Raw genomic sequence first — 23,789 nt, forward strand, 5'->3', positions numbered from 1 at the left:
CCCGCGCGGAGGCCTCCTTCGGTGGGGGATCGGCGGGCGGTGCGAGAATGACGGCGTGTCGCCAGCCTCCTCGCCCCGCTCCGACCTCACCGCCCAGCTCGTCCGGGCCGGCTACTACCCGCAGCTCGTCGACGACGTGGTCGACGTCGCCGTCGCCGACGAGGACCTCGTCGCCCACCTCGTGCACGCCGAGACCACGTTCGACGGCGAGGAGATCCGCCGCCACGTCACCGTCCTCGCGCTCACGCCGACCCGGTTCGTCACGGTCCACGTCGACGACCACCCCGCCGACTCGGAGCACCCCGCGGCGAGCGCCGTCGCGACGTCCGAGGCCGTGCCGCTGGACGCGGTGCGGTCGGTCGCGCTCACGCACGTCGTCACCCGTCCCGACGCCCACAAGTCCGGCCAGACGCCGTCCGAGCTCACCCTGTCGATCGGGTGGGGCGCCGTGCAGCGCGTGGACCTCGAGCCTGCGCAGTGCGCGGACCCGACGTGCGAGGCCGACCACGGGCTGACGGGCGCGCTCGTGCCCGACGACCTCGTCGTCCGGATCAGCGCGGAGGCCGACGGCGCCAAGGCCGTGCAGCGCGCGGCGAAGTTCGCGCGCGTCCTGTCCACGGCGACCGCCCGCTGATGGCGGACCTCCTCCCGGTCCTGACCGCGCTCGCGGCCGGCGACGACGCCGGCGAGCACGCCACGTTCGTCGCCCCCGCGTACGGCGCCACGGGCCTGGACGCCGTCCTGCCGGGCGTGCTCGGGGCGCTCGGCGCCCCGGGGGGTGACGCGTCCGCGACGGCGCGCCTCGGGCTGCCGGCCGCGACGCGCGCGTGCGTCGTCCTGGTCGACGGGCTCGGGTGGGAGAACCTGCGCGAGCGCGCCGGGCACGCCTCGTTCCTGCGCCCGCGGCTGAGCGACCCGGCCGCCGCGCGTCCCCTCACGACCACCTACCCCTCGACGACGGCGGCAGCGATCGGCACGTTCGGCACGGGCGCGGCGCCCGGCCGGACCGCCATGCTGGGGTACACGGTCCGCGACCCCGCCTCCCAGCGGCTCGTCGGCCTCGTCTCGTGGGACGGCGCCCCCGACCCCCGCACCTGGCAGCGCGAGACGCCGCGGCTGGAGGTGGCGGCGTCGGGCGGGCTGCCCGTGACGTCGGTGGGGCCGGCGCGGTTCGCGGGGTCCGGCATGACGGTCGCCGCGCTGCGTGGCGGCGCCTACGTGCCCGCCGAGCGGCTCGGCGACCGGGTGAGCGTCGCCGCCCGTGCGCTGCGCTCGCCCGGGCTCGTCTACCTGTACTGGGGCGACGTCGACAAGGTCGGGCACCACGAGGGCTGGCGGTCGGCGGCGTGGGGGCACGCGGTCGAGGAGCTCGACGCCGAGCTGTCGCTCCTCGCCCGGTCGCTGCCCGCCGGGACGCTGCTCGTCGTGACCGCCGACCACGGCATGGTCGACGTCGACCCCACCCGACGCTGGGACGTCGCGACCGACCCGGTCCTGCGGGCCGACGTCGCGCTCGTCGGCGGCGAGCCGCGCGCGAGCCACCTGTACCTCGAGCCCGGCGCCGACCCTCGCGCGGTCGCGGCACGGTGGTCGGAGCACCTCGGCGACGCGGCGCTCGTCGGCGTGCGCGAGGACGTGGTCGCCGCGGGCCTGTTCGGTGACGTCGCCCCGCACGCGCTGCCCGTGATCGGGGACGTCGTCGTGGCCGCCACGGGGCGCGCGAGCGTCGTCGACTCGCGCACCCAGACGGCAGCGAGCCTCACGCTGGTCGGGATGCACGGCTCGCTCACGCCGGCCGAGATGCGGATCCCCCTCGTCGTCGAGCACACCTGACCCCTGACCACCCGGTAGGAAGGCACCACCCGTGGCCGAGCTCGTCTTCTTCAGCGGCACCATGGACTCCGGCAAGTCCACGCTCGCGCTGCAGACCCACCACAACCACTCCTCACGCGGCCGGCACGGGCTGCTGTTCACGCGGAACGACCGGGCCGGGCAGGCGCGCCTGTCGTCGCGGCTGGGCCTCGAGGTCGACGCCGACGAGGTCGACGACGCCACCGACTTCTGGGCCGTCGTGTCCGACGCGCGGTCGCGCACCGGGCACGTCGACTACCTCGTGTGCGACGAGGCGCAGTTCTACGGGCCGGAGCAGGTCGAGCAGCTCGCCCGGCTCGTCGACGAGGCCGGGATCGACGTGTACGCGTTCGGGATCCTGTCGGACTTCCGCACCCGCCTGTTCCCGGGCTCGGCGCGGCTCGTGGAGCTCGCCGACCGCGTCGAGACGCTGCAGGTCCCCGCGCTGTGCTGGTGCGGCGCGCGGGCCACCCACAACGCCCGCACCGTCGACGGGCGGATGGTCGTCGAGGGGGAGCAGGTCGTCGTCGGGGACGTGGGCGCCCAGGTCGGCACCGTCGCGTACGAGGTGCTGTGCCGGCGCCACCACGCTCGGCGCATGACCCTCGCGACCGCGAGCGCGCGCTCCGGCCCAGGGGACACCCTCGACCTGACCTGAGGGAGCGGCCGCCCACCCCACCTGCTCCACGCCCACCGCGAAGTAGACGGGCCGCCGGTCTACTTCGTGAGGTACCCCGGCGGCCGGTCTACTTCGTGGGGTACCCCGGCTGCCCGTCTACTTCGTGAGTACCCCGGGGGGCCTGGTTCGCGGGAGAGGTCAGGCGTCGGTGCGCGAGCCGAACATGATCTCGTCCCACGACGGCATCTTGGCGCGCTGCTTGCGCGACGAGGACGGCCTCCGCTCGCCGCGCCCGGCACCTGCGGGCTCGAGGTCGGGCTCGTCGGGCGTCTCGTGTGTCTCGTGCGCGGCGGGGGCGTCGTCGTGCCCGCTGTCGCTCGCGCCGTCGACCCGATCGCCCTCGGCGAGCTCGTCCGCGTCGTCGTCGTGCGCATCGCGGGCGGGGAAGGGGAGCGCGACGACGTCCGCGACGCTCACCCGGTCGGTGACCGGGACCCGCTCGTGGCCGTGCCGCTGCCGCTTCCCGCGGCGGCCGCGACGCTCGTCGTGACCGCCGTCCTGGTGCTCGTCGGCGTGCTCGTCGCGCTCGGCTGCCTCGGCCTGCTCGACGAGGTCGCCCGGCCCGTCGTCGTGGGCGGAGCGCGCGCCACCGTCATGGCGACGGTCGCCGCGCGAACCGGCCGGGTGCGGCTCGTCCCGCAGCGGCCCGAAGCCCTCGAAGTCGTCCTCGACGACGTCGGGCGTGCGGGTCCCGCGCCGGCGCCCCAGGTCGTCGAGCAGCGCGTCGGTGGCCGCGGCGTCTCGGGGGCGGCGCGGGTCGTGCCCGCGGTCGAGGAGCCCGTCGACGGCCGACAGGACCGGGCGCACGGCCGACTGGACGTCGTCGTCGCTCACGCCGGTGCGGGGGACCCCGACCTCGTTCTCCGACAGCCACCTCGCCTCGTCGTCGAGCGCGCGGACCTCGCGCGAGGACGCGTCGTACGCCCAGGTCGCGGTCCGGTCGGCGCCGCCGGCAGCGAAGCGCGCCGTCGCGCGCCAGGTGCCCGACGGGTCGCGCGCGGCGTCCCAGGCCACGGCCTCGGGGTCGACGTCGCGCGACGCCAGCCGGTCGGCGACCAGGTCGGCGAGCGTCGGCGCGTCCGCGTCGCCCAGCCGCGTCGCGCGCACCCGGTCCACGACGTGCTCGCGCTCGGCGAGCACCGGGCCCTCGTACCGGCGCACGTGCTCGACCGGCACCCCCGCCTCGGCGGCGACCTCCTCGGCCGTCGCGCCGGCGCGGATGCGGGCCTGGATCTCACGCACGGGCAGGCTCGCCGTCTGCGACGCGCGCAGCTGCTCGAGCTGGGGCCGGTCGCGGCGCACGGCGGCGCGCAGCGCGTCGTCGATACGCACCGTGTACCGCTCGCCCATGGGGCCGGCCAGGACGAGGCTCTCCCCGTCCTCGTGCAGTCCCACCAGGTTCAGCTCGTTCATCACGCCTCCCGTCAGCCCCGACCGTACTAGGCCGGCACGACTCGACTCGGCTGCCGTCCCCCCGAGCGTGCCACCTGGACCCCGGAAGCCGCCGCAGGCGGCCCCGGTGCGCCGCGACTCCGGCACGGGTCCCGCGGTCGCCGCCGCGGACCCGGCGCTGGGATGATCGGCACGTGACCGGCGTCCTGCACGCCGAACCCGCCCTCGAGATCGCGGGCGTGTTCTTCGCAGCACTCTCGGGCGGGCTGTCGGCGGTGCGCAAGCACCTCGACGTGTTCGGCGTCCTCGTGCTGGCCGGGACGGCGGGGCTCGGCGGCGGGATGCTCCGTGACGTCCTCATCGGTGCGACGCCGCCCGTGGGCATCACCGACCCGGTCCTCGTCGGGACCGCGCTGCTGTCGGGGGTCGCCATCTGGTTCTTCCACCCGGGCATCGCGCGTATGCGCCGGGCCATCGTCGTCCTCGACGCCGGCGCGCTCGGCCTGTTCGTCATCGTCGGCACCACCAAGGGCTTGCAGTACGACGTCGGGATGCTCGCCTCCGTGATCGTCGGGACTCTCACCGGGATCGGGGGCGGGGTGCTGCGCGACGTCCTCACGGGCGAGGTCCCGCTCGTCCTGCAGGACCGTCAGCTGTACGCCGTGCCGGCGCTGGCCGGGGCGGGCGCGACCGTGCTCCTCTGGCACGCGGGGTGGCTCACGGCGTGGTCGGCGACGCTGGTCGCCCTGGGCATCATCGCGTTCCGCCTGCTGTCCCTGTGGCGGGGCTGGGTCCTGCCCGACGCCGCGCAGGCCGCGTGGCCCGGTCCGTGGAACGGCGGTCGTCGCCCGAGGTGACGGGCCGCGCGCACCGTTCTGACCTGCACCGATACGCTTCCGCGGGTGAAGTCCGCCACACTACGGACCTCCTGGCCCGTTCCAGGCTGCGCGCACCCATCGCATGGTGTTGAATCACCCTTCGCCGACCGGGAATGAAACCGGTCGCAAGTGCATTGAACGCGCAGTGTCCGGCCGGTCGGTGACCCCCGACCACCAGGCACGCAACGTCCGACGATCGACCGGAGTGTGACCCCACCGATGGCAACTGACTACGACGCCCCGCGCAAGACCGACGACGAGATGTCCGAGGACTCCCTCGAGGAGCTCAAGGCGCGCCGGTCCGACAAGAGCTCGGGGGTTGTGGACGAGGACGAGACCGAGGCCGCGGAGGGCTTCGAGCTCCCGGGCGCCGACCTTTCCGGCGAAGAGCTGTCCGTCCGCGTGCTCCCGCGCCAGGCAGACGAGTTCACGTGCTCGCGCTGCTTCCTCGTGCACCACCGCTCGCAGCTCGCGTACACCACGAAGGACGGCCAGCCGGTGTGCACGGAGTGCGCCGCCTGACCTGAGGGCCGGGGGGCGCGCCCCGTCGGCACGGCCGAGCCTCGCTCGGTCACGGCTGTCACCCCACGGGGTGGCAGCCGTTCTCTTTTTTCCGGTGTCCCGCGTCAGGCGGTGCCGGCGTCGTCGGTCCCGTCGGCGTCGACGGTGCCGTCGGCGGCGGCCGGGGCGGGCGCCGCGCCCGCGGCCCGGAGCGCCGATTCGAGGTCGGCGGCCCGCCGCGACCCCACGAGCCACCCGGGGGTCGGGTCCTGCGGGTCGACGACCTGCACGTGCACGGCGGTGCGGACCCAGGGCCGCAGGCACGCGAAGGTGCGGGCGTCGGAGCCGGGGCCGAGCTCGACGCGCAGCGCCGCGGCGTCGAGCGCGCGCGGGGCGGCGAGGAGCGCGACGGGGATGCGGGCCTTGCCCGCCCAGAGCCAGGGGGCGCCGTCGGGGCCGGTGCCGACCGCGACCACGGGCGAGGTCGCCCACAGGGCCGCGACGAGGACGACGGCGGCCACGATCCCGACCACGACGGCCCAGGTCTCGGAGACGAGCCACAGGGTCAGGCCGAGCACGAGGCCGAGGCACGCGGCGGCGACGAGAGAGCCGGCCCCGGGCCACAGACGCTCGCGGAACGTGGCGGAGGGCGCGGTCGGGGACGTGGGCTCCGGCATGGCACCAGGATGCCATCCGCGCGAGGGCCCTCGTGGCACGGGGTCGGGTCCCGGACGCGCGCGTGGACCGGCCGGTGCGGAGCAACTAGGCTCACGCCTCGTGTCCAGCTCCGAGGTGACCGACGTCCTGCTCCAGCGTCTCGACGACGGCGTCCCCCTGCCGTCCTACGCGCACCCGGGGGACGCGGGCGCCGACCTGGTGACGACGCAGGACGTCGAGCTGGGGCCGGGGGAGCGGGCGCTGGTGTCCACGGGCATCGCGATCGCGCTCCCGGACGGGTATGCGGCGTTCGTGCACCCCCGTTCTGGTCTGGCGACCAAGCACGGGCTGACGGTCGTGAACGCGCCCGGCACGGTCGACGCGGGCTACCGGGGCGAGATCAAGGTCACGCTGCTCAACACGGACCGCACCGAGCCCATCACCCTGCGCCGCGGCGACCGGGTCGCGCAGCTCGTGGTGCAGCGGGTCGAGCGGGTGCGGTTCGTGGAGGCGGAGCGCCTGCCGGGGTCGCATCGCGGCGACGGCGGGTTCGGGTCGTCGGGCGGCTTCGGCGGCACCGGCGCTCCCACCCCCTGACGTCCGCCGCCCTCAGGCTGCGGGACTACTGTGGAAACCGGGCGCGGGCGACCGCCGCGCGCGTCCGACGCGTACTGACGAGGAGATCAACGTGGGGCTTTTCCGACGGGCCACGGCCGACGAGCGCCGTGAGGACCAGAAGAGCGCCCTCGCGCGCGAGGAGGCGGACGCCGCCGCGCCGTCCGGGGGCGAGGGCGAGCCCCGGACGTCCGGGCCGTTCGACGTCGCCGAGATCGACGACGCGTCGGGTCGCCTGGACCTCGGTGGCCTGCTGGTGCCGGGGGTTCCCGGCATGCGGCTGCGCCTCGAGCAGGACCGCCGCACGAGCAAGTTCACGGGTGTCGCGTGCACGGTCGAGGGCTCGGTGCTGCAGGTGCAGGCGTTCGCCGCGCCCCGGACCCAGGGGATCTGGGACGAGATCCGCGAGGAGATCGCGTCGTCGGTGCAGCAGCAGGGCGGCGCCGCGGACGACGTGCCCGGCCCGTTCGGCCGCGAGCTGCTGGCGCGCCTGCCCGTGGCGGGCGCCGACGGCCGCACGGGATTCCGGCCTGCGCGCTTCCTCGGGGTCGACGGCCCGCGCTGGTTCCTGCGGGGCGTGATCACCGGTCGTGCCGCGGTCGAGCCGGAGGCGGCGACGACGCTCGAGTTCATCTTCGCGAACACCGTGGTGGTGCGCGGCGACCAGGCGCGCCCGCCGCGCGACGTCCTCGAGCTGACGCCGCCCGCCCAGCCCGAGGCCGACGGCGACGCGGAGAGCGACGAGGCGGCGGCCGGCCACACGCAGCCGCCGGCGGGGGGCTTCAACCCCCTCGAGCGCGGCCCCGAGATCACGGAGATCCGCTGATGGGCGTGCGCACCGCGTGGAAGGACGCGCTCGCGTCGCGCGACGAGATCGCGGCCGACGAGGAGCGTGACGAGGCCTCGCGCCAGTCGGGCTGCCGGGCGATCGGGACGCTCCCGGACCGTCGGCGCGCGCAGGTCTCGGGCGTGGTCCGGTCGGTGACGCTGCGCCCCCGTGAGGGTGTGCCCGCGTTCGCGGCCGAGCTGTTCGACGGCACGGGCTCCCTGGACCTGGTGTGGCTGGGCCGCCGGCGCATCGCGGGCATCGAGCCAGGCGCGCGGCTGCGCGCCGAGGGGCTCGTGAGCCTGTCCGGGGGGCGGCCGACGGTGTTCAACCCGCGCTACGAGCTGCGTCCGCGCCATGGCGAGTGAGACCCCGGGGGTCCCCGGCGACGTGAGCGCGCCGCAGGGCTCCGAGGGCCTCGCGGGCGCCACCGCGTCCGAACTCCTCGCGGACGACGACGCGCGGGGAGTCCGCGCCCTCGCCTCCGACGACTTCTCGATCCTCGACTCCGTGGGCGGCGTGCGCGGCCTGGTCGAGTCGATGCTCCCGGGCGTCGTGTTCGTGGTCGTGTACGTGATCACGAGCGAGCTGACGCCGACCCTGTGGGCGTCGGTCGCGGTGGCCGTGCTCCTCGTGGTGGCACGCCTGCTGGCCCGCACCCCGCCCATGCACGCGCTGGGCGGCCTCGTGGGGGTGGGGATCGGCGTCCTGTGGGCCGCGACGTCCCACCGGGCCGAGAACTACTACGCGGTGGGCCTGCTGACGAACGCCGCGTACCTCGTGGGCTGCGTCGTCACGATCCTGGTGCGCTGGCCCGCGGTCGGCGTCGTCGTGGAGCTGCTGCGCTCGGGCCTGGGCGGTGCGACGCTCGCGGGCGGCAAGGCGCCAACGGCCTCGGCCCCGGACCCGCGCGACGACGAGGCCGTGCGGGAGGCCGCCCCGCCGCGTCCCGCGTTCCCGACGGCGTGGAGGAGCGACCGCGAGCTGGTGCGCCGCTACGCGCTGGCCACGTGGGTGTGGGTGGCGATGTTCGGGCTGCGCCTCGCGGTCCAGGTGCCCCTGTACCTGGACCACTCGGTGGGTTGGCTGGGCACCGCGCGCCTGGTGATGGGGCTCCCGCTGTGGGGTCTCACGCTGTGGGTGACGTGGGTGCTGATCCCTCACCGGGCGCGTCGGGCAGCCGCACCGGCCTGAGATCGGCCAGCACGTCGCCGCCGTCGGCGAGCTCCCCCTCGGGCGCGAGGAGCCGCTGCAGGGCGTCCTCGTCGACCTCGGCGCCCGCGACGAACAGGAGCTCGTCGCCGGCCTCGAGGGTGTCGTCGGCGCTGGGCGCGAGCGGCCGGGGGCCGCGGACGATCGCCGCGAGGACGACGTCGTCGGGCCACGGCACCGAGCCGACGCGGCGCCCGGCGAGGGGAGACCCGTCGGGGAGCGTGAGCTCGAGGATGTCCGCCCCGGACTGGTGGAACGTGAAGATCCGGACGAGGTCGCCGACGGCGACGGCCTCCTCGACCATCGCCGTCATGATCCGGGGCGTCGAGACGGCGACGTCCACGCCCCACGACTCGTCGAACATCCACTCGTTGCGCGGGTTGTTGACGCGTGCGACGGTGCGCGGGACCCCGTACTCGGTCTTGGCGAGCAGGGACACCACGAGGTTGGCCTTGTCGTCCCCGGTGGCGGCGACGATGACGTCGCACTCGTCCACGCGCGCCTGGGTGAGGGTGGGCAGCTCGCACGCGTCGGCGAGGAGCCAGTCGGCGTCGGGGACCTGGGAGACCCGCATCGCGGACGGCTGCCGGTCGATCAGGGTGACCTCGTGCCCGTGGCCCAGGAGCTCGCGGGCGATCGAGCGCCCCACCGAACCTGCTCCGGCGATCACGACGCGCATCAGCCCTCACGCTCCTCGGTCTTGGGGGCGCGGGTGAGCACGCGCTCCACCCGGTCCACGTCGTCGCTGCGCACCAGGAGGTGCAGCACGTCGTTCTCCTGCAGCACGGAGTCCTGGGCGGGCAGCACACCGTCGCCGTACCGCGACAGGTACGCGACCCGGGTCCCCGTCGCGGCCTCGACGAGCTGCATCGTGGTGCCGATCCACTCGGGGTGGTAGTCGAGCTGGCACAGGCGCACCTGCCCGGACGGGTCGCGGTACTCGTCGGTCGCGCCGAGGGGCAGCATGCGGCGCAGCACCTGGTCGCTGGTCCAGCGGACGGTCGCCACGGTGGGGATGCCGAGCCGCTGGTAGATCTCGGCGCGGTGCGGGTCGTAGATGCGGGCGACGACGTTCTCGACGCCGTACGTCTCCCGGACCACGCGCGCGGCGAGGATGTTGGAGTTGTCGCCGTCGGACACGGCCGCGAAGCCGTACGCGTCCTCGATGCCCGCCTGGACGAGGGTGTCGCGGTCGAACCCGACGCCCGTGACCTTCTTGCCGTCGAACTCGGCGGGCAGGCGGCGGAACGACTCGGGGTTCTGGTCGACGACGGCGACCGAGTGGCCGCTCGCCTCGAGCGACTGGGCGAGCGTGGCGCCCACGCGCCCGCAGCCCATGATCACGAAGTGCACACGGGCGACGCTACCAGCGCCGGGGCGCCCGGCCGGTGTCGGCCCCGGTGCTCGCCGCAGCGCAGGTGAGGGCCCGGTGGTTCGCCGGTCACGCCTGCGGGCGCACGCGTAGCATGGTGCCTCGTGTCTGATCTCGCCGACGCCGCCAAACGGCTCCTGCTGGGGCGTCCCGTCCGCAGCGACCGCCTGGGCCACACGCTCCTGCCCAAGCGCCTCGCGCTGCCCGTGTTCGCGTCCGACGCGCTCTCGTCCGTGGCGTACGCGCCGGACGAGATCCTGCTGACGCTGGCCCTCGCCGGGTTCACCGCGACGACCATCTCGCCGTGGGTGGGCGTGGCGGTGGTCGTGGTGCTCGTGACGGTCGTGGCGTCCTACCGGCAGAACGTGCGCGCGTACCCGTCGGGCGGCGGCGACTACGAGGTCGCGACGACGAACCTGGGCCCCGGCGCGGGCCTGTCCGTGGCGTCGGCGCTCATGGTCGACTACGTCCTCACGGTCGCGGTGTCGATCTCGTCGGGCACCCAGTACGCGGCGTCCGCGATCCCCGCGCTGCGGGGCCACGAGGTGCCGTTCGCGATCGCGATCGTGGTGCTGCTGGCGGTCGCGAACCTGCGCGGCGTCAAGGAGTCGGGCCGGTTCTTCGCGATCCCCGTGTACTTCTTCATGGCGGCGATCGGCGTGACCGCGGTGGTCGGGTTCGCGCGCTTCCTGACCACCGGCCTGCCGGACGCCGAGTCCGCGGGCTTCGACATCGTCGCGTCGGACAACCTGTCCAACGGCCTCGTGGGGCTCGGCGGGGCGTTCCTCGTGGCGCGCGCGTTCGCGTCCGGGTGTGCGGCCCTCACGGGCGTGGAGGCCATCAGCAACGGCGTCCCGGCGTTCCGCAAGCCCAAGTCGAAGAACGCGGCCACGACCCTCGCGCTCCTCGGCGCGATCTCGGCCGCGATGATCCTCGCGATCCTCGTCCTGGCCCGGGACATCGGCGCGAAGTACGTGGAGGACCCGGCGACCCAGCTGCGCGACGACGGGCACGCGGTCGCCGCGGACTACGTGCAGCACCCGGTGATCGGGCAGCTCGCGCAGTCCGTGTTCTCCGGGCTGCCGGTGGCGTTCTACATCGTGTCCGCGGCGACCGGCGTCATCCTGGTCCTCGCGGCCAACACGGCGTTCAACGGGTTCCCCGTCCTCGGGTCGATCCTCGCCAAGGACGGCTACCTGCCCCGCCAGCTCGACACCCGCGGCGACCGGCTCGCGTTCTCCAACGGGATCATCGTCCTCGCGCTCGGCGCGATCGCGCTGATCATCGCGTTCGACGCGACCGTCACCCGCCTCATCCAGCTCTACATCGTGGGCGTGTTCGTGTCCTTCACGCTCTCCCAGCTCGGCATGGTCCGGCACTGGACCCGCAAGCTGCGCACCGAGACCGACGGAGCCGCACGCAAGCGGATGATCCGCTCCCGCATGGTCAACGGCTTCGGCTTCGGCCTCACGGGCGTCGTCCTCCTCATCGTCCTGGCCACGAAGTTCACGCACGGCGCCTGGATCGCGATCCTCGCCATGGCCGTGCTCTACACGCTCATGCGCGGCATCCGCCGCCACTACGAGTCCGTCTCGCACGAGCTCGCGCTCGACGACGCCGCGTCCGCCCGCGCGCTGCCGAGCCGCGTCCACGCGATCGTCCTCATCTCCAAGCTCCACAAGCCCGCGATGCGCGCCATCTCCTACGCGCGCGCGTCCCGGCCCTCGGTCCTCGAGGCCGTGACCGTCGGCGTGCACGCCGAGGAAGTCGCCGCCCTGACCGCCGAGTGGGACGAGCTCGACCTCCCCCTCCCGCTCCGCGTCCTCGACTCCCCGTTCCGCGAGATCACCCGGCCCGTCCTGCAGTACGTCCGGTCCGTGCGCCGCGAGTCGCCCCGCGACCTCGTCGTCGTCTACATCCCCGAGTACGTCGTCGGGCACTGGTGGGAACAGCTCCTGCACAACCAGTCCGCGCTGCGCCTCAAGGGGCGCCTCCTGTTCACCCCCGGCGTCGTCGTCGCGTCCGTGCCCTGGCAGCTCGAGTCCAGCGAAGGCCACACCGGCCTCGAGAACACCCGGGTCGGCGCGACCTGGCTCCACCGCAGGTGAAGGACGACATGCCGACCAACCCCACCACCTCCGTCGCCGAGCTCGTCGAGCTCACCGTCGGACCCGTCGCGCACGGCGGCCACTGCGTCGCCCGCACCGACGGCCGCGTCGTCTTCGTCCGCCACACCCTCCCCGGCGAACGAGTCCTCGCCCGCCTCACCGAGACCGGCGAGACCGCCCGGTTCTGGCGCGCCGACGCCGTCCAGGTCCTCGAACCCTCACCCGACCGCGTCCCCGACGCCTGGCCCGCCGCAGGACCCGGCGGCGTCGGCGGCGGAGAGCTCGCCCACGTCTCCCTCGACGGCCAGCACCGCTGGAAGGCCGCCGTCCTCGCCGAACAGCTCCAGCGCCTCGCCCACCTCAGCCCCGACGACCTGCCCCACGGACCCGTCCCCGTCGAGGCAGCCCCCGGCGACGACACCCGCCACGGCCTGCACTGGCGCACCCGCATCGAGCTCGTCGCCGGCCCCGACGGCCGCGCCGGCATGCACCGCTACCGCACCCACGACGTCCTCGCCCTCGACCCCGCCGCCCCCGGCGGCCCCATGCCCCTCGCCACCGAAACCGTCCTGGCGCTCGCGGACGACGAGCACGTCTTCACCCGCCGGTGGGAACCGGGCACGCGGCTCGAGCTCGTCGCCCCCGCAGCGCCGGGCGCCGTGCCCCTCCTCCTCGCGGACGGCCTCACCTGGCACGCCGGCCGCGCCGACCGCCGCCCCAACGCCCGCCGCACCGTCACCGAGACCGTGACCGTCGGCGGCGCGACCTGGACCCACCGGCTCGCCGGCGACGGGTTCTGGCAGGTCCACCGCGAGGCGCCCGCCGTCCTCGTCGACGCCGTCCTCGGCGCCCTCGACACCGCGGGCGGCGTGGCCGGGGGCACGGTCCTCGACCTGTACGCCGGGGCAGGCCTGTTCACCCTGCCGCTGTCCGACGCCGTGGACGCCGCAGGCTCCGCAGGACGCGTCGTGTCCGTGGAGGGCTCACCACGCGCCGTGAAGGACGCACGCCGCGCCCTGCACGAACGCCCCCACGTCGAGCTCCACGCCGGACCCGTCGACCACGTCCTCGCAGGCCTGCGCGCCGCCGCCGGCAGCAGCGGGGGCCTCGCGCACGCGGACGCCGTCGTGCTCGACCCGCCGCGCGTCGGCGCCGGGCGCGTCGTCGTGGAACAGGTCGCCCACCTCGGCCCGCGCACCGTCGTCTACGTGGCCTGCGACCCCGCGGCCCTCGCCCGCGACGTCGCGCTCTTCGCCGGGCACGGGTACGACCTCACGGCCCTGCGCGCATTCGACCTGTTCCCCATGACCCACCACCTCGAAGCAGTCGCGACGCTCACACGCCGAGACTGACCGCCTGGGCCGCGAGCTCCCGCGCCCGCCCGTCCACCACCGCCCACGCCGCCCCCGAGACGCCCGGATGGCGCTCGCGGTCGACGGCCTCGAGCGCGGCGACGGTGCGCTCCAGGGTCTCGGTGACCACGCGCGTCGCCCGGCGGGCGGGCAGGCCCCACGCGCGCCCTTCCGCGACCAGCCGGTCCGCTCCCACGGACCGCACCTCGTCGGTCCCGTCGACGTCGAGCGCGAGCCGGCCGGACGACGCGGGGGAGTGCAGGTGCATGGAGACGTCGTACGCGGGCGCGAGGCTCGCCCGCGCTCCGTCGGGGGAGCGCACGAACGCGTGGTTCTTCGCGTGCGCGTCGGTGTTCCCGACGACCACCGTGAACGTCACGAGCCGCAGCAGCGCGTCCGGGGTGGCGCCGCCGTCCGTGAGGACGCGCGCCGCGTCCGCGTAGGACGGGGTGGCCCGTCCGCGCTGGAACTTGCGGTCCGGATCGGTGGTCGCGATCCCCAGGGCCTGCGCGAGGTCCTCCTGGTGCAGGCGCCCGACGGCGCCCGCGGCCCTCTCGCCCGGGGTGCGGTCGAACCGCGAGACCACGAGCGCGCGCTGGTCCTCGAACAGCTCGACGTGCGCCTCCACGGTGGTCAGCCCGACCCGCCGCGCGAGGTCCAGGGCGGCGGCCTCGGTGTCCACGAGGTCGGACGTCGCCGTCCCCGGGGGGCGCGACAGCTTGAGGATGTGCGTCGACGCGGCGCCGTCGCGCACGCGTGCCCACCCGTCGGTCGTCCGCGCGAGCGCGATCTTCGGCTCCATCCCCGCGAGGGACGTCAGCGAGTCGAGCCGGTCCGCGTTCGCGCCGTGCGTCGCCGCCTGCCGCAGCATCGCCGCGATGCCCGCCTCGTCGATGGGCTCGGTGCGCGCGGTCGTCGCGGGGTCGGGGTCGCCCGCGGGGACCAGGACGACGGCCCCCGCGGTGTCCCGCCCGTACACCGCGAGGAACGCGAGCGTGTCGTCGGGGTCGATGCGGTGCTCGCGCGCCATCGACGCGCGCGCCCGCCCCTCGGGCAGCAGCCCCTCGAGCCAGACCCGCACCCGCGCCGGGTGCGAGCCCGTCGGCGTCCCGAGGGGGAGGAGCTGCGACAGCACCCGCGACCCGACCCCCCACCGGCCGAGCGCGTCGTCCGACCACGCGACCTCGATCCCGCCGCGGCCCCGGGGCGCCGGGCGCACGGTCGCGACCCGGACGCCGTACAGCCACACGTCCAGCTCGGTCGCGCGCCCGTCCGCCGTCACGACGCCTCCACGCGCAGCACCACGTCGAGCTCCCGCAGCAGCGCGAACAGCCGGTCGGTGTACAGGCTCGGCTTCCCCTGCTCGATCTCCACCAGGTACCGGCGTGTGATCCCCAGCTCCTCGGCGAGCTCGGCCTGCGTCAGCCCGCGCTGCACGCGGCGCCGCCGCAGAAAGTCGCCCAGGTCGCTCGCGCGCGTGACGAAGGCCCACTCGGGCGGACGGTCGGTCATGGCTCCTCCTGGGGGACGGGTACGCGCGGCCGTGTGCGGATATCGTGACAACAACTCGAAGTGAGAATATCAGCACATCCGTCGGGTGTCACGATAACCGCACAACCGGACCCTCGCTCCGCTAGGCTCCCCCTCATGACGCCCCTCGCCGACGCCACCCCCGCCGGCACCCTCACCACCCCCGCACCCCTCACCGACGCCCAGGTCGCCGAACGCGTCGCAGCCGGCCACGTCAACCACGTCAGACGCGCCAGCTCCCGCAGCCTCGGCGCCATCCTCCGCGCCAACGTCTTCACCCTCTTCAACCTCATCCTCGCCATCGCCGCCGCCCTCGTCCTGGCCACCGGCAGCTGGCCCGACGCCGTCTTCGCCGTCGTCATGGTCGTCAACGCGGGCATCGGCATCGTCACGGAATACCGTGCCAAGCGCACCCTCGACCACCTGTCCCTGCTCACCGAGTCGCCCGCCCGCGTCCGGCGCTCGGGCGCCGACGGCGCCCGGGAGGTGGAGGTCTCCCTCGCCGAGATCGTCCTCGACGACGTCCTGCTGCTCGCGACGGGCGACCAGGTCCCCGCGGACGGCAGCGTCCTCGAGGTCGCGGGCCTCGAGATCGACGAGTCGATGCTCACCGGCGAGTCCCGGTCGGTGCGCAAGCAGGTCGGCGACGACGTCCTGTCCGGCTCGGTCGTCGTCGCGGGCAGCGCCTCCGTCCACGTGACGGCAGTCGGCGCCGACTCCTACGCCCAGCGCATCGCCACCGAGGCGCGGCGGTTCTCGGTCGCCCGCTCCGAGCTCCGCGACGGGATCAACAAGGTCCTCGCGGTCGTCTCGGTCGCGATCGTCCCCATCGCGCTGCTCCTCGCGTGGTCCCAGCTCCGCGCGACCGGCGGCTTGAGCGAGTCCGTCAGCTCGGGCGCGTGGCGCGACGCCGTCGTCGCGGCCGTCGCGGGCGTCGTCGGGATGATCCCCGAGGGCCTCGTGCTCCTCACGTCGCTCAACTTCGCGCTGGCCGCGATCCTCCTCGCCCGGCAGGGCGTGCTCGTCCAGGAGCTGCCCGCCGTCGAGGTGCTCGCGCGCGTGGACGTCCTCTGCCTCGACAAGACCGGCACCATCACCGACGGGACCATCGGGCTCCGCGACCGCCACGTCGTCCTGCCGGGCGACGGCGCCGACGACGCAGCGCGGGCGTCCCGGGTCGACGGTGCCCTCGGCGTCCTCGCGGCCCTCGCGGCCGACCCCGGCGCCAACGCGACCGCGCTCGCCGCGGGGGAGGGCATCGACCAGGCGCCCGCGACCGCGACGGACGCCGTCCCGTTCTCGTCGGCGCGCAAGTGGTCGGCCGTCCGCACCGCGGAGCACGCCTACGTCCTCGGCGGACCCGACATCCTCCTCGGCGGCCGCGACGACGACGCCGCGCGCGACACGCTCGCGGTCGTGCGGTCCGCCGCGGGGGAGGGCGCGCGCGTCGTCCTGCTCGCCGAGGCCCCCGCCGGCCTGCCGGACCCGGACCACCCGCTGCCGCGCGACCTCGTCCCCGCCGTCGTGTGCGTGCTCGGCGAGCACGTGCGCCCCGACGCCGAGCAGACCCTCGCGTACTTCCACCAGCAGGGCGTCCGCACCATCGTGATCTCCGGCGACGACCCCGAGACGGTCGGCGCGATCGCCACGGGGGTGCGGTCCGGCGGACCCGACCAGGGCGACGCCCCGCTCGCCGGGTACGACGCGCGGCAGCTCCCCGCGGTCGCGGACGTCGACGGCAAGCCCGACCCCGAGCAGCTCGCCGCGCTCGCCGAGGTCCTCGACGAGCACGGCGTCTACGGGCGCGTGCGGCCCGAGCAGAAGCGCGCGATCGTCCACGCGCTCCAGTCGCGCGGGCACGTGGTCGCGATGACCGGCGACGGCGTCAACGACGCGCTCGCGCTCAAGGACGCCGACCTCGGCATCGCCATGGGCAACGGCGCGCCGGCCACCAAGGCCGTCGCACGCCTCGTCCTGGTCGACGGGCGCTTCTCGACGCTGCCCGGCGTCGTCGGGCAGGGGCGGCGCGTCATGGCGAACATGGAACGCGTCGCGGGCCTGTTCCTCACCAAGACGACGTACGCCGCGCTGCTCGCGGTGGCCGTCGTGCTGCTCGCCGTGCCGTACCCGTTCCTGCCGCGCCACCTCACGATCGTCAGCTCGCTCACGATCGGCATCCCGGCGTTCTTCCTCGCGCTGCCGCCCAACGACACGCGGTACGTGCCCGGCTTCCTGCGGCGCGTGCTCACCTACGCGATCCCGTCGGGGGTGGTGATCGGCGCTGGCGTCCTGACCGCCTACCTCGTCTCGCGGGCCCAGGGAGACCCGACCGTCGAGGCGCGGTCGGTGGCGACGCTCGTGCTGCTCGCGCTCGCGCTCTGGGTCCTCGGGATCGCGGCGCGGCCGTGGCAGCACGGTCGGAGCTGGCGGTTCTGGCTCGTGATCGCGATGGCGGCGTGCGCGGCGGGGGCGTGGGCGATCCCGTTCGCGCGCGACTTCTTCGCGCTCGAGGTGCTGGACGCCGGGCAGCTCACGCTGGCCGCGGTGGTGGCCGTCGTGGGCTGGGCGCTGATCGAGATCGCGTTCCGCCTCATCGGTTCACGGGCGCGTCACCCCGCAATATCTTGACGTCAAGATATCTACGGTATGCTGGCGTAGGCTGAACGAAAGCCCCCATTCATGCCCCGAAATGCCCCCGGCAGGCCGTGCGCCACGACGGCGCGACCGCCCGCCACCCCTCGCCAGCAGACAGGAGTTGCACCGTGAGCAGCGTCGACACGTTCGGGTCGAAGGGAACCCTCACCGTCGGTGACCAGGACTACGAGATCTTCCGGCTTTCCGCCGTCGAGGGCCTCGCACGCCTGCCGTACAGCCTGAAGGTCCTCGCCGAGAACCTCCTGCGCACCGAGGACGGTGCCAACATCACCGCCGACCACGTGCGCGCGCTCGCCGGGTGGGACCCGGACGCGCAGCCCGACACGGAGATCCAGTTCACGCCGGCCCGCGTGATCATGCAGGACTTCACCGGCGTGCCCTGCGTCGTCGACCTGGCGACCATGCGCGAGGCCGTCGCCGAGCTCGGTGGCGACGCGCAGCGCATCAACCCGCTCGCCCCGGCCGAGCTCGTCATCGACCACTCGGTCCAGATCGACGTCTTCGGCACGGCCGGCGCGTTCGAGCGCAACGTCGACATCGAGTACGACCGCAACCGCGAGCGCTACCAGTTCCTGCGCTGGGGCCAGACGGCGTTCGACGACTTCAAGGTCGTCCCCCCGGGCACCGGCATCGTGCACCAGGTCAACATCGAGTACCTGGCGCGCACGGTGATGACCCGTGAGGTCGACGGCGTCCTGCGCGCCTACCCCGACACCTGCGTCGGCACCGACTCGCACACGACGATGGTCAACGGCCTCGGCGTGCTCGGCTGGGGCGTCGGCGGGATCGAGGCCGAGGCGGCCATGCTCGGCCAGCCCGTCTCGATGCTCATCCCGCGCGTCGTCGGCTTCAAGCTCACCGGCTCGATCCCGGCGGGCGTGACCGCCACGGACGTCGTGCTCACCATCACGCAGCAGCTGCGCGCGCACGGCGTGGTCGGCAAGTTCGTCGAGTTCTACGGCGAGGGCGTCTCCCAGGTCCCGCTCGCGAACCGCGCCACGATCGGGAACATGAGCCCCGAGTTCGGCTCGACGGCGGCGATCTTCCCGATCGACGACATCACGCTCGACTACCTGCGTCTCACGGGCCGCTCGGACGAGCAGGTCGCGCTCGTCGAGGCGTACACCAAGGAGCAGGGCCTGTGGCACGACCCGTCGCGCGAGCCGGTCTTCTCGGAGTACCTCGAGCTCGACCTGGCGACGGTCGTCCCGTCGATCGCCGGCCCGAAGCGCCCGCAGGACCGCATCGAGCTGTCGCGGGCCAAGGAGCAGTTCCAGCGTGACCTCCCGGTCTACGCGCCCGAGGTCGGCAACGGCGTCGACGAGGCCGAGGAGGAGTCGTTCCCCGCCTCCGACTCGCCCGCCATCGCGTCGAGCGTGACCCGGCTCGTGCCCGTCACGGACACGCGCGGCAACAGCTTCGAGCTGTTCCACGGCGCCGTCGCGATCGCGTCGATCACGTCGTGCACCAACACGTCGAACCCGTCGGTCATGATGGCGGCGGGCCTGCTCGCCAAGAACGCGGTCGAGAAGGGCCTCACGTCCAAGCCGTGGGTCAAGACGTCGACCGCCCCCGGCTCGCAGGTCGTCACCGGCTACTACGAGAAGGCCGGCCTGTGGCCCTACCTCGACAAGCTGGGCTTCAACCTGGTCGGCTACGGCTGCACCACGTGCATCGGCAACTCGGGCCCGCTCGACGAGAACGTGTCGGCCGCGGTCAACGAGCACGACCTCGCCGTCGTCTCGGTCCTCTCGGGCAACCGCAACTTCGAGGGCCGCATCAACCCCGACGTGAAGATGAACTACCTCGCGTCGCCGCCCCTGGTGATCGCGTACGCGCTCGCCGGGACCATGGACTTCGACTTCGAGTCCGACCCGCTCGGCCGCGACGCCGACGGCAAGCCGATCTTCCTCGCGGACATCTGGCCGACCGCGGACGAGGTCCAGGCTGCGATCGACTCGTCGATCGACCGGGACATGTTCACCGCCGACTACGCGAACGTGTTCGCGGGCGACGAGCGCTGGCAGGGCCTGCCCACGCCCGAGGGCTCGGTCTTCGAGTGGGAGGACTCCTCGACCTACGTGCGCAAGCCCCCGTACTTCGAGGGCATGGGTCTCGAGCCGGAGCCCGTCTCCGACATCGCGGGTGCCCGCGTGCTCGCGAAGCTCGGCGACTCGGTCACGACGGACCACATCAGCCCCGCGGGTGCGATCAAGCCGGACAGCCCGGCCGGCCGCTACCTCACGGAGCACGGAATCGAGCGCAAGGACTTCAACTCCTACGGCTCGCGCCGCGGGAACCACGAGGTCATGATCCGCGGCACGTTCGCGAACATCCGCCTGAAGAACCAGCTGCTCGACGGCGTCGAGGGCGGCTTCACGTACAACTTCGTGAAGGGCGCCCAGGACACCATCTACGACGCGGCGCAGGACTACGCGGCGCAGGGCACCCCGCTCGTCATCCTCGGCGGCAAGGAGTACGGCTCGGGCTCGAGCCGTGACTGGGCCGCCAAGGGCACCGCGCTGCTCGGCGTGAAGGCCGTCATCACCGAGAGCTTCGAGCGCATCCACCGCTCGAACCTCATCGGCATGGGCGTCCTCCCGCTGCAGTTCCCGGAGGGTGAGGACGCCGGGTCGCTCGGCCTCGACGGCACCGAGACCTTCGACATCGCCGGGATCACGGCGCTCAACGAGGGCTCGACCCCGCGGACCGTCCACGTGACCGCCACCAAGGGCGACGGCACCACCGTCGAGTTCGACGCGGTCGTCCGCATCGACACGCCCGGGGAGGCGGACTACTACCGCAACGGCGGCATCCTGCAGTACGTGCTGCGCTCGCTCGTGCACTGACCTGCACCGGCACGACGACGGCCGGGTCGACCTTCGGGTCGGCCCGGCCGTCGTCGTCCCCGGACGGCGCAGCGCGCGGGCGCAGCGCGGTCGGCGTCAGGCACCGGCGCCGAGCCGCTCGACGGCGTGCCGTCCCACCTCGGCCATGAGCGGGTGGTCGTCCGGGAAGGCGAGCAGCGCGAGCGCGAGGCTCGCCGCGCACGCGCGGGCCCGGGTCCAGGTGGCCTCGTCCGTGGTGCCGCCCGCTGCCGCGTACGCCGACCGGAAGGCGTCGTGGCCCGCGGCGTCGAACGACAGCCATGCCGTCGCGAGGTCCGACGCCGGGTCACCGCCCGTCACGTCGCCGAAGTCGACGAGAGCCGCCAGGGCGTCCTCGCCGTCCGCCGCCCCGACCCCGACGACGACGTTGCCCGGGTGCGGGTCGCCGTGCAGCCAGACGGCAGCGCCGTCGTGCACGGGTGCGGCGAGCCCCGCAGCCCAGGCGCCCTCGAGCACCGGGCGGGAATCGGCGTCGGCGCGGCCGAGCCGCTCCGTGAAACCCGCTGCGCGGTCGGCCAGCGGGACACCGCGGAACGGGTTCACGGGCACGTCCGACGGCGCCGGGACGTGCAGCGCGGCCAGGGCGCGCCCGAGTGCGGGCGCCCAGGCGGTGCGCCGCGCGACCGGCGTGCGGGCGGCCGTCTCGCCGTCGAACCACGGCACGACGCTCCACGCGTACGGATACGTGAGCGCGGGGTCCGGGCGGCCGACCCGGACCGGTGCCGGGACCGGCACGGGGAGCCGCGGCGCGAGCAGCGGCAGCACCGCCTGCTCGTGCTCGACGAGGTGCGCGGCGGCCTCGCGGCGCGGGAGGCGCAGGGCGAGCTCGTCGCCGAGCCGCATCACGACGTTGTCCCACCCGTTCGCGGCGACCTCGAGCCGCTCGTCCGCGAGCTCGAGGAGGTCGGGGTGCTGCGCCTCGAGCAGGGCGAGAGCGAGCTCGGTCGTGACGTCGACGTCGGCGCGCACGCCGGACCTCCTGGAGTGGGTGCGGATGTGGGTCGTGCTGATCGTGCGGGGCGGACCTCAGAGCGGGAGGTCGAGCGTGCGGCCCGTGTCCCACGGCTCGGCCCAGCCGAGGCGGTCCAGCAGAGCGTCGAGGATACCCGCGGTGAAGCCCCAGACGAGATGCTCGCGGCCGTCGGCTCGCGCGAGGAACCCGGGGCCGCGGTAGGCGCGGGTGCCCCGGCGCGCGACGACGGTCCGCCGGTTCTCCGGGTCGACGAGGTCGGCGACGGGCACCCGGAAGACGTGCGCGGACTCGGCCACGTCCACGACCCGCACGGGCGTCGGCGTCGCCCACCAGCCGAGCACGGGCGTGACCAGGTGGTTGCTCACCGGCACGGGGAGCGGCGGGAAGGTGCCGAGCACCTCGACGCCCGTCGCGTCGAGGCCGGTCTCCTCGACGGCCTCGCGCAGCGCGGCAGCGACGGGGCCGTCGTCGCGGGGGTCGACGCGACCGCCCGGGAACGCGACCTGGCCCGCGTGCTGCCCGAGCGTGGCCGCGCGGGCGAGGAGGAGGACGTCGAGATCGCGCGCGACCGCGTCCGTCCGGTGCGTCGCCGGGATCGCGTCGAGCACCCCGAACAGCACGAGCACCGCGGCGTCGCGCGTGCGGGCGGGGTCCATCGTGCCGATGGCGTACCGCCACGAGGTCGCCCAGGCGTGGTCGCCCTCGGTGACGGCGGCGAGCTGCGCGTGCGCCGTCGCGGGGGCGGTCACCAGCTCTCCGGGACCGGCGCGCCCTCCGCGTACCCGGCGGCGGACTGCACCCCGACGACCGCGCGCTCGAAGTACTCCTCGATCGTCGACGCGCCCGCGTACGTGAACGAGCTGCGCACGCCCGACGTGATCTCGTCCAGCAGGTCCTCCACGCCCGGGCGGCGCGCGTCGAGGTACATGCGGCCCGTCGAGATGCCTTCCTCGTACAGGCCCTTGCGTGCCCGGTCGAACGGCGAGCCGCCCGCGGTCCGGGCCGCCACCGCGCGCGCGGACGCCATGCCGAACGAGTCCTTGTAGAGACGGCCCGTGCCGTCGTCGTGCAGGTCGCCCGGGGACTCGTGCGTCCCCGCGAACCAGGAGCCGATCATGACCTGCGACGCGCCCGCGGCGAGCGCGAGCGCGACGTCGCGCGGGTGCCGGACGCCGCCGTCGGCCCAGACGTGCTTGCCGAGCTCGCGCGCGGCCGCCGCGCACTCGAGGACCGCCGAGAACTGCGGGCGCCCGACGCCGGTCATCATCCGCGTCGTGCACATCGCGCCCGGGCCCACGCCCACCTTGAGGATGTCGGCGCCGGCCGCGACGAGGTCGCGCACGCCGTCGGCCGTCACGACGTTCCCCGCGACCACGGGCACGTCGGGGGAGACGCTGCGCACGGCGTCGAGCGCCTGGAGCATCTTGACCTGGTGCCCGTGCGCGGTGTCGACGACGAGCGTGTCGATGCCCGCGTCCAGCAGCGCGCGGGTCTTGCCGGCGACGTCGCCGTTGATCCCGACGGCGGCCGCGACGCGCAGGTGCCCGGCGGCGTCGACCGCGGGCGCGTACACCGACGAGCGGAGCGCGCCCTTCTGCGTGAGGACGCCCACGAGCCGCCCGTCGCGCACGACCGGCGCGAGGTGGTGGCGGCGCTCGTGCAGGAGCGTGAACGCCTTCTCGAGCGCACCCGCGTCGGCGCGGCCGTCAGGACCGAGCGCGCCGACCTCGCTCACGTCGAGCGTGGTGGGGTCGGGCGTCATCACCTCGTGCACCTGCGTGAACAGGTCGACGCCCTGGCAGTCGGCCGTCGCGACGACGCCGACCGGGCGGCCGTCCTGGACGACGACGGCGGCGCCGTGGCTCCGCTTGCCGAGCAACGACAGCGCCGTCTGGACGGTGTCACCGGGGGCGACGACGACGGTCGACTCGACGACCGGGTCCTTCGACTTCACGTCCGCCACGACGTCGGCGACGACGTCGACCGGGATGTCCTGGGGGATCACGACGAGCCCGCCGCGACGCGCCACCGTCTCCGCCATCCGGCGGCCCGCGACGGCCGTCATGTTCGCGACGACGATCGGGATCGTCGTGCCCGTGCCGTCGCTGCTCGACAGGTCGACGTCGAAACGGGACGCGACGTCCGAGCGGGACGGGACGAGGAAGACGTCGCCGTACGTGAGGTCGGTCGTCGGGGTCTGCCCGGGGAGGAAACGCATGCCGTCAAGTCTAGGGTCGCGGGGCCGCGCGGCACGTGGTGTGCGTCACGCCGCACACGGTGTGCCCAGGACGCGCACGCCC

At 74.5% G+C, this 23,789-nt stretch carries 22 protein-coding genes; 13 read left to right on the plus strand and 9 right to left on the minus strand.

Features of this window, described 5'->3' with window-relative positions:
• Positions 1 to 55: 55 nt before the first annotated feature.
• Genes ACFT5B_RS16140 through ACFT5B_RS16150 form a run of 3 tightly spaced genes read left to right on the plus strand, consistent with a single transcriptional unit; the run spans position 56 to position 2,509 of the window.
• Positions 56 to 634 carry a DUF5998 family protein gene (locus tag ACFT5B_RS16140; RefSeq protein WP_386800060.1) on the plus strand — a complete coding sequence of 193 codons (579 nt, stop codon included), beginning with the start codon at positions 56 to 58 and terminating at the stop codon, positions 632 to 634.
• Positions 634 to 1,833 carry an alkaline phosphatase family protein gene (locus ACFT5B_RS16145; RefSeq protein WP_386800062.1) on the plus strand — a complete coding sequence of 400 codons (1,200 nt, stop codon included), beginning with the start codon at positions 634 to 636 and terminating at the stop codon, positions 1,831 to 1,833. Before ACFT5B_RS16140 ends, ACFT5B_RS16145 begins: the two co-directional genes overlap by 1 nt.
• 31 nt (positions 1,834 to 1,864) lie before the next feature.
• The gene (locus ACFT5B_RS16150) at positions 1,865 to 2,509 is read left to right on the plus strand and encodes a thymidine kinase (protein ID WP_386800064.1); all 645 of its coding nucleotides are present in this window, start codon (positions 1,865 to 1,867) and stop codon (positions 2,507 to 2,509) included.
• A gap of 159 nt (positions 2,510 to 2,668) precedes the next feature.
• On the opposite strand, the gene sepH is transcribed toward ACFT5B_RS16150, so the two are convergent.
• Complete coding sequence (gene sepH / locus ACFT5B_RS16155; RefSeq protein WP_386800066.1) at positions 2,669 to 3,943, minus strand: septation protein SepH; 1,275 nt, start codon at positions 3,941 to 3,943, stop codon at positions 2,669 to 2,671.
• A gap of 173 nt (positions 3,944 to 4,116) precedes the next feature.
• Between sepH and ACFT5B_RS16160 the strand changes: the two genes are divergently transcribed.
• On the plus strand, positions 4,117 to 4,779 hold the full coding sequence (locus ACFT5B_RS16160; RefSeq protein ID WP_386800068.1) for a trimeric intracellular cation channel family protein: 663 nt from the start codon (positions 4,117 to 4,119) through the stop codon (positions 4,777 to 4,779).
• Positions 4,780 to 5,019: 240 nt separating this feature from the next.
• Entirely contained in the window at positions 5,020 to 5,322 is a 303-nt protein-coding gene (locus tag ACFT5B_RS16165; protein WP_386800070.1) for a DUF4193 domain-containing protein, read from the plus strand.
• A 104-nt stretch (positions 5,323 to 5,426) separates the two neighbouring features.
• On the opposite strand, the gene ACFT5B_RS16170 is transcribed toward ACFT5B_RS16165, so the two are convergent.
• A complete protein-coding gene (locus tag ACFT5B_RS16170) occupies positions 5,427 to 5,978 on the minus strand; it encodes a DUF3093 family protein (protein ID WP_386800072.1) in 552 nt (183 codons plus the stop codon).
• A 100-nt stretch (positions 5,979 to 6,078) separates the two neighbouring features.
• Here ACFT5B_RS16170 and dut point away from each other — a divergent pair, with 100 nt between their 5' ends.
• The 4 genes from dut to ACFT5B_RS16190 all read left to right on the plus strand — a co-directional run bounded on the left by dut (position 6,079) and on the right by ACFT5B_RS16190 (position 8,593).
• Complete coding sequence (gene dut, locus ACFT5B_RS16175; RefSeq protein ID WP_386800074.1) at positions 6,079 to 6,555, plus strand: dUTP diphosphatase; 477 nt, start codon at positions 6,079 to 6,081, stop codon at positions 6,553 to 6,555.
• A gap of 91 nt (positions 6,556 to 6,646) precedes the next feature.
• Positions 6,647 to 7,399 (plus strand): DUF3710 domain-containing protein, encoded by a 753-nt coding sequence (locus ACFT5B_RS16180; protein ID WP_386800075.1) that lies wholly within the window; start codon positions 6,647 to 6,649, stop codon positions 7,397 to 7,399.
• Positions 7,399 to 7,767 (plus strand): OB-fold nucleic acid binding domain-containing protein, encoded by a 369-nt coding sequence (locus tag ACFT5B_RS16185; RefSeq protein WP_386800077.1) that lies wholly within the window; start codon positions 7,399 to 7,401, stop codon positions 7,765 to 7,767. The genes ACFT5B_RS16180 and ACFT5B_RS16185 overlap by 1 nt, the downstream gene beginning before the upstream one ends.
• Positions 7,757 to 8,593: a DUF3159 domain-containing protein gene (locus tag ACFT5B_RS16190; protein ID WP_386800079.1), complete on the plus strand. Its 837-nt coding sequence runs from the start codon at positions 7,757 to 7,759 to the stop codon at positions 8,591 to 8,593. The genes ACFT5B_RS16185 and ACFT5B_RS16190 overlap by 11 nt, the downstream gene beginning before the upstream one ends.
• Here the strand turns inward: ACFT5B_RS16190 and ACFT5B_RS16195 are convergent.
• Positions 8,529 to 9,290 (minus strand): potassium channel family protein, encoded by a 762-nt coding sequence (locus ACFT5B_RS16195; RefSeq protein WP_386800080.1) that lies wholly within the window; start codon positions 9,288 to 9,290, stop codon positions 8,529 to 8,531. The genes ACFT5B_RS16190 and ACFT5B_RS16195 overlap by 65 nt on opposite strands.
• A complete protein-coding gene (locus ACFT5B_RS16200; RefSeq protein ID WP_386800118.1) occupies positions 9,290 to 9,949 on the minus strand; it encodes a potassium channel family protein in 660 nt (219 codons plus the stop codon). The genes ACFT5B_RS16195 and ACFT5B_RS16200 overlap by 1 nt, the downstream gene beginning before the upstream one ends.
• A 138-nt stretch (positions 9,950 to 10,087) precedes the next feature.
• Between ACFT5B_RS16200 and ACFT5B_RS16205 the strand changes: the two genes are divergently transcribed.
• A complete protein-coding gene (locus tag ACFT5B_RS16205; protein WP_386800082.1) occupies positions 10,088 to 12,091 on the plus strand; it encodes an APC family permease in 2,004 nt (667 codons plus the stop codon).
• An 8-nt stretch (positions 12,092 to 12,099) separates the two neighbouring features.
• Complete coding sequence (locus ACFT5B_RS16210) at positions 12,100 to 13,443, plus strand: class I SAM-dependent RNA methyltransferase (protein WP_386800084.1); 1,344 nt, start codon at positions 12,100 to 12,102, stop codon at positions 13,441 to 13,443.
• Here the strand turns inward: ACFT5B_RS16210 and ACFT5B_RS16215 are convergent.
• Complete coding sequence (locus ACFT5B_RS16215; protein ID WP_386800086.1) at positions 13,427 to 14,725, minus strand: HipA domain-containing protein; 1,299 nt, start codon at positions 14,723 to 14,725, stop codon at positions 13,427 to 13,429. The two genes, ACFT5B_RS16210 and ACFT5B_RS16215, sit on opposite strands and share 17 nt — an antisense overlap.
• Positions 14,722 to 14,955, minus strand: a complete 234-nt coding sequence (locus ACFT5B_RS16220) for a helix-turn-helix domain-containing protein (protein ID WP_386800088.1) — start codon at positions 14,953 to 14,955, stop codon at positions 14,722 to 14,724. The genes ACFT5B_RS16215 and ACFT5B_RS16220 overlap by 4 nt, the downstream gene beginning before the upstream one ends.
• Before the next feature lie 135 nt (positions 14,956 to 15,090).
• Here ACFT5B_RS16220 and ACFT5B_RS16225 point away from each other — a divergent pair, with 135 nt between their 5' ends.
• Positions 15,091 to 17,601, plus strand: a complete 2,511-nt coding sequence (locus ACFT5B_RS16225; RefSeq protein WP_386800090.1) for an HAD-IC family P-type ATPase — start codon at positions 15,091 to 15,093, stop codon at positions 17,599 to 17,601.
• Between the two features lie 134 nt (positions 17,602 to 17,735).
• Positions 17,736 to 20,477 (plus strand): aconitate hydratase AcnA, encoded by a 2,742-nt coding sequence (gene acnA, locus ACFT5B_RS16230; RefSeq protein ID WP_386800092.1) that lies wholly within the window; start codon positions 17,736 to 17,738, stop codon positions 20,475 to 20,477.
• Between the two features lie 96 nt (positions 20,478 to 20,573).
• Here the strand turns inward: acnA and ACFT5B_RS16235 are convergent, their stop codons facing one another.
• Genes ACFT5B_RS16235 through ACFT5B_RS16245 form a run of 3 tightly spaced genes read right to left on the minus strand, consistent with a single transcriptional unit; the run spans position 20,574 to position 23,707 of the window.
• Complete coding sequence (locus ACFT5B_RS16235) at positions 20,574 to 21,485, minus strand: phosphotransferase (RefSeq protein WP_386800094.1); 912 nt, start codon at positions 21,483 to 21,485, stop codon at positions 20,574 to 20,576.
• A 57-nt stretch (positions 21,486 to 21,542) separates the two neighbouring features.
• Positions 21,543 to 22,238 (minus strand): NUDIX hydrolase, encoded by a 696-nt coding sequence (locus ACFT5B_RS16240; protein ID WP_386800096.1) that lies wholly within the window; start codon positions 22,236 to 22,238, stop codon positions 21,543 to 21,545.
• Positions 22,235 to 23,707: a GuaB1 family IMP dehydrogenase-related protein gene (locus ACFT5B_RS16245; RefSeq protein ID WP_386800098.1), complete on the minus strand. Its 1,473-nt coding sequence runs from the start codon at positions 23,705 to 23,707 to the stop codon at positions 22,235 to 22,237. The genes ACFT5B_RS16240 and ACFT5B_RS16245 overlap by 4 nt, the downstream gene beginning before the upstream one ends.
• Between the last annotated feature and the right edge of the window lie 82 nt (positions 23,708 to 23,789).

It is taken from the genome of Luteimicrobium sp. NPDC057192, assembly GCF_042670205.1.
GTDB lineage: Bacteria > Actinomycetota > Actinomycetes > Actinomycetales > Cellulomonadaceae > Luteimicrobium.

What these genes read in the sequence shown, in the direction of transcription:
- ACFT5B_RS16200 (WP_386800118.1), bottom strand. Translation starts at nt 9,949, where the DNA reads ATGGGCTGCGGGCGCGTGGGCGCCACGCTCGCCCAGTCGCTCGAGGCG.
- ACFT5B_RS16195 (WP_386800080.1), bottom strand. Translation starts at nt 9,290, where the DNA reads ATGCGCGTCGTGATCGCCGGAGCAGGTTCGGTGGGGCGCTCGATCGCC.
- ACFT5B_RS16170 (WP_386800072.1), bottom strand. Translation starts at nt 5,978, where the DNA reads ATGCCGGAGCCCACGTCCCCGACCGCGCCCTCCGCCACGTTCCGCGAG.
- ACFT5B_RS16210 (WP_386800084.1), top strand. Translation starts at nt 12,100, where the DNA reads ATGCCGACCAACCCCACCACCTCCGTCGCCGAGCTCGTCGAGCTCACC.
- ACFT5B_RS16220 (WP_386800088.1), bottom strand. Translation starts at nt 14,955, where the DNA reads ATGACCGACCGTCCGCCCGAGTGGGCCTTCGTCACGCGCGCGAGCGAC.
- ACFT5B_RS16145 (WP_386800062.1), top strand. Translation starts at nt 634, where the DNA reads ATGGCGGACCTCCTCCCGGTCCTGACCGCGCTCGCGGCCGGCGACGAC.
- ACFT5B_RS16225 (WP_386800090.1), top strand. Translation starts at nt 15,091, where the DNA reads ATGACGCCCCTCGCCGACGCCACCCCCGCCGGCACCCTCACCACCCCC.
- ACFT5B_RS16190 (WP_386800079.1), top strand. Translation starts at nt 7,757, where the DNA reads ATGGCGAGTGAGACCCCGGGGGTCCCCGGCGACGTGAGCGCGCCGCAG.
- ACFT5B_RS16245 (WP_386800098.1), bottom strand. Translation starts at nt 23,707, where the DNA reads ATGCGTTTCCTCCCCGGGCAGACCCCGACGACCGACCTCACGTACGGC.
- sepH (WP_386800066.1), bottom strand. Translation starts at nt 3,943, where the DNA reads ATGAACGAGCTGAACCTGGTGGGACTGCACGAGGACGGGGAGAGCCTC.
- ACFT5B_RS16165 (WP_386800070.1), top strand. Translation starts at nt 5,020, where the DNA reads ATGGCAACTGACTACGACGCCCCGCGCAAGACCGACGACGAGATGTCC.
- ACFT5B_RS16185 (WP_386800077.1), top strand. Translation starts at nt 7,399, where the DNA reads ATGGGCGTGCGCACCGCGTGGAAGGACGCGCTCGCGTCGCGCGACGAG.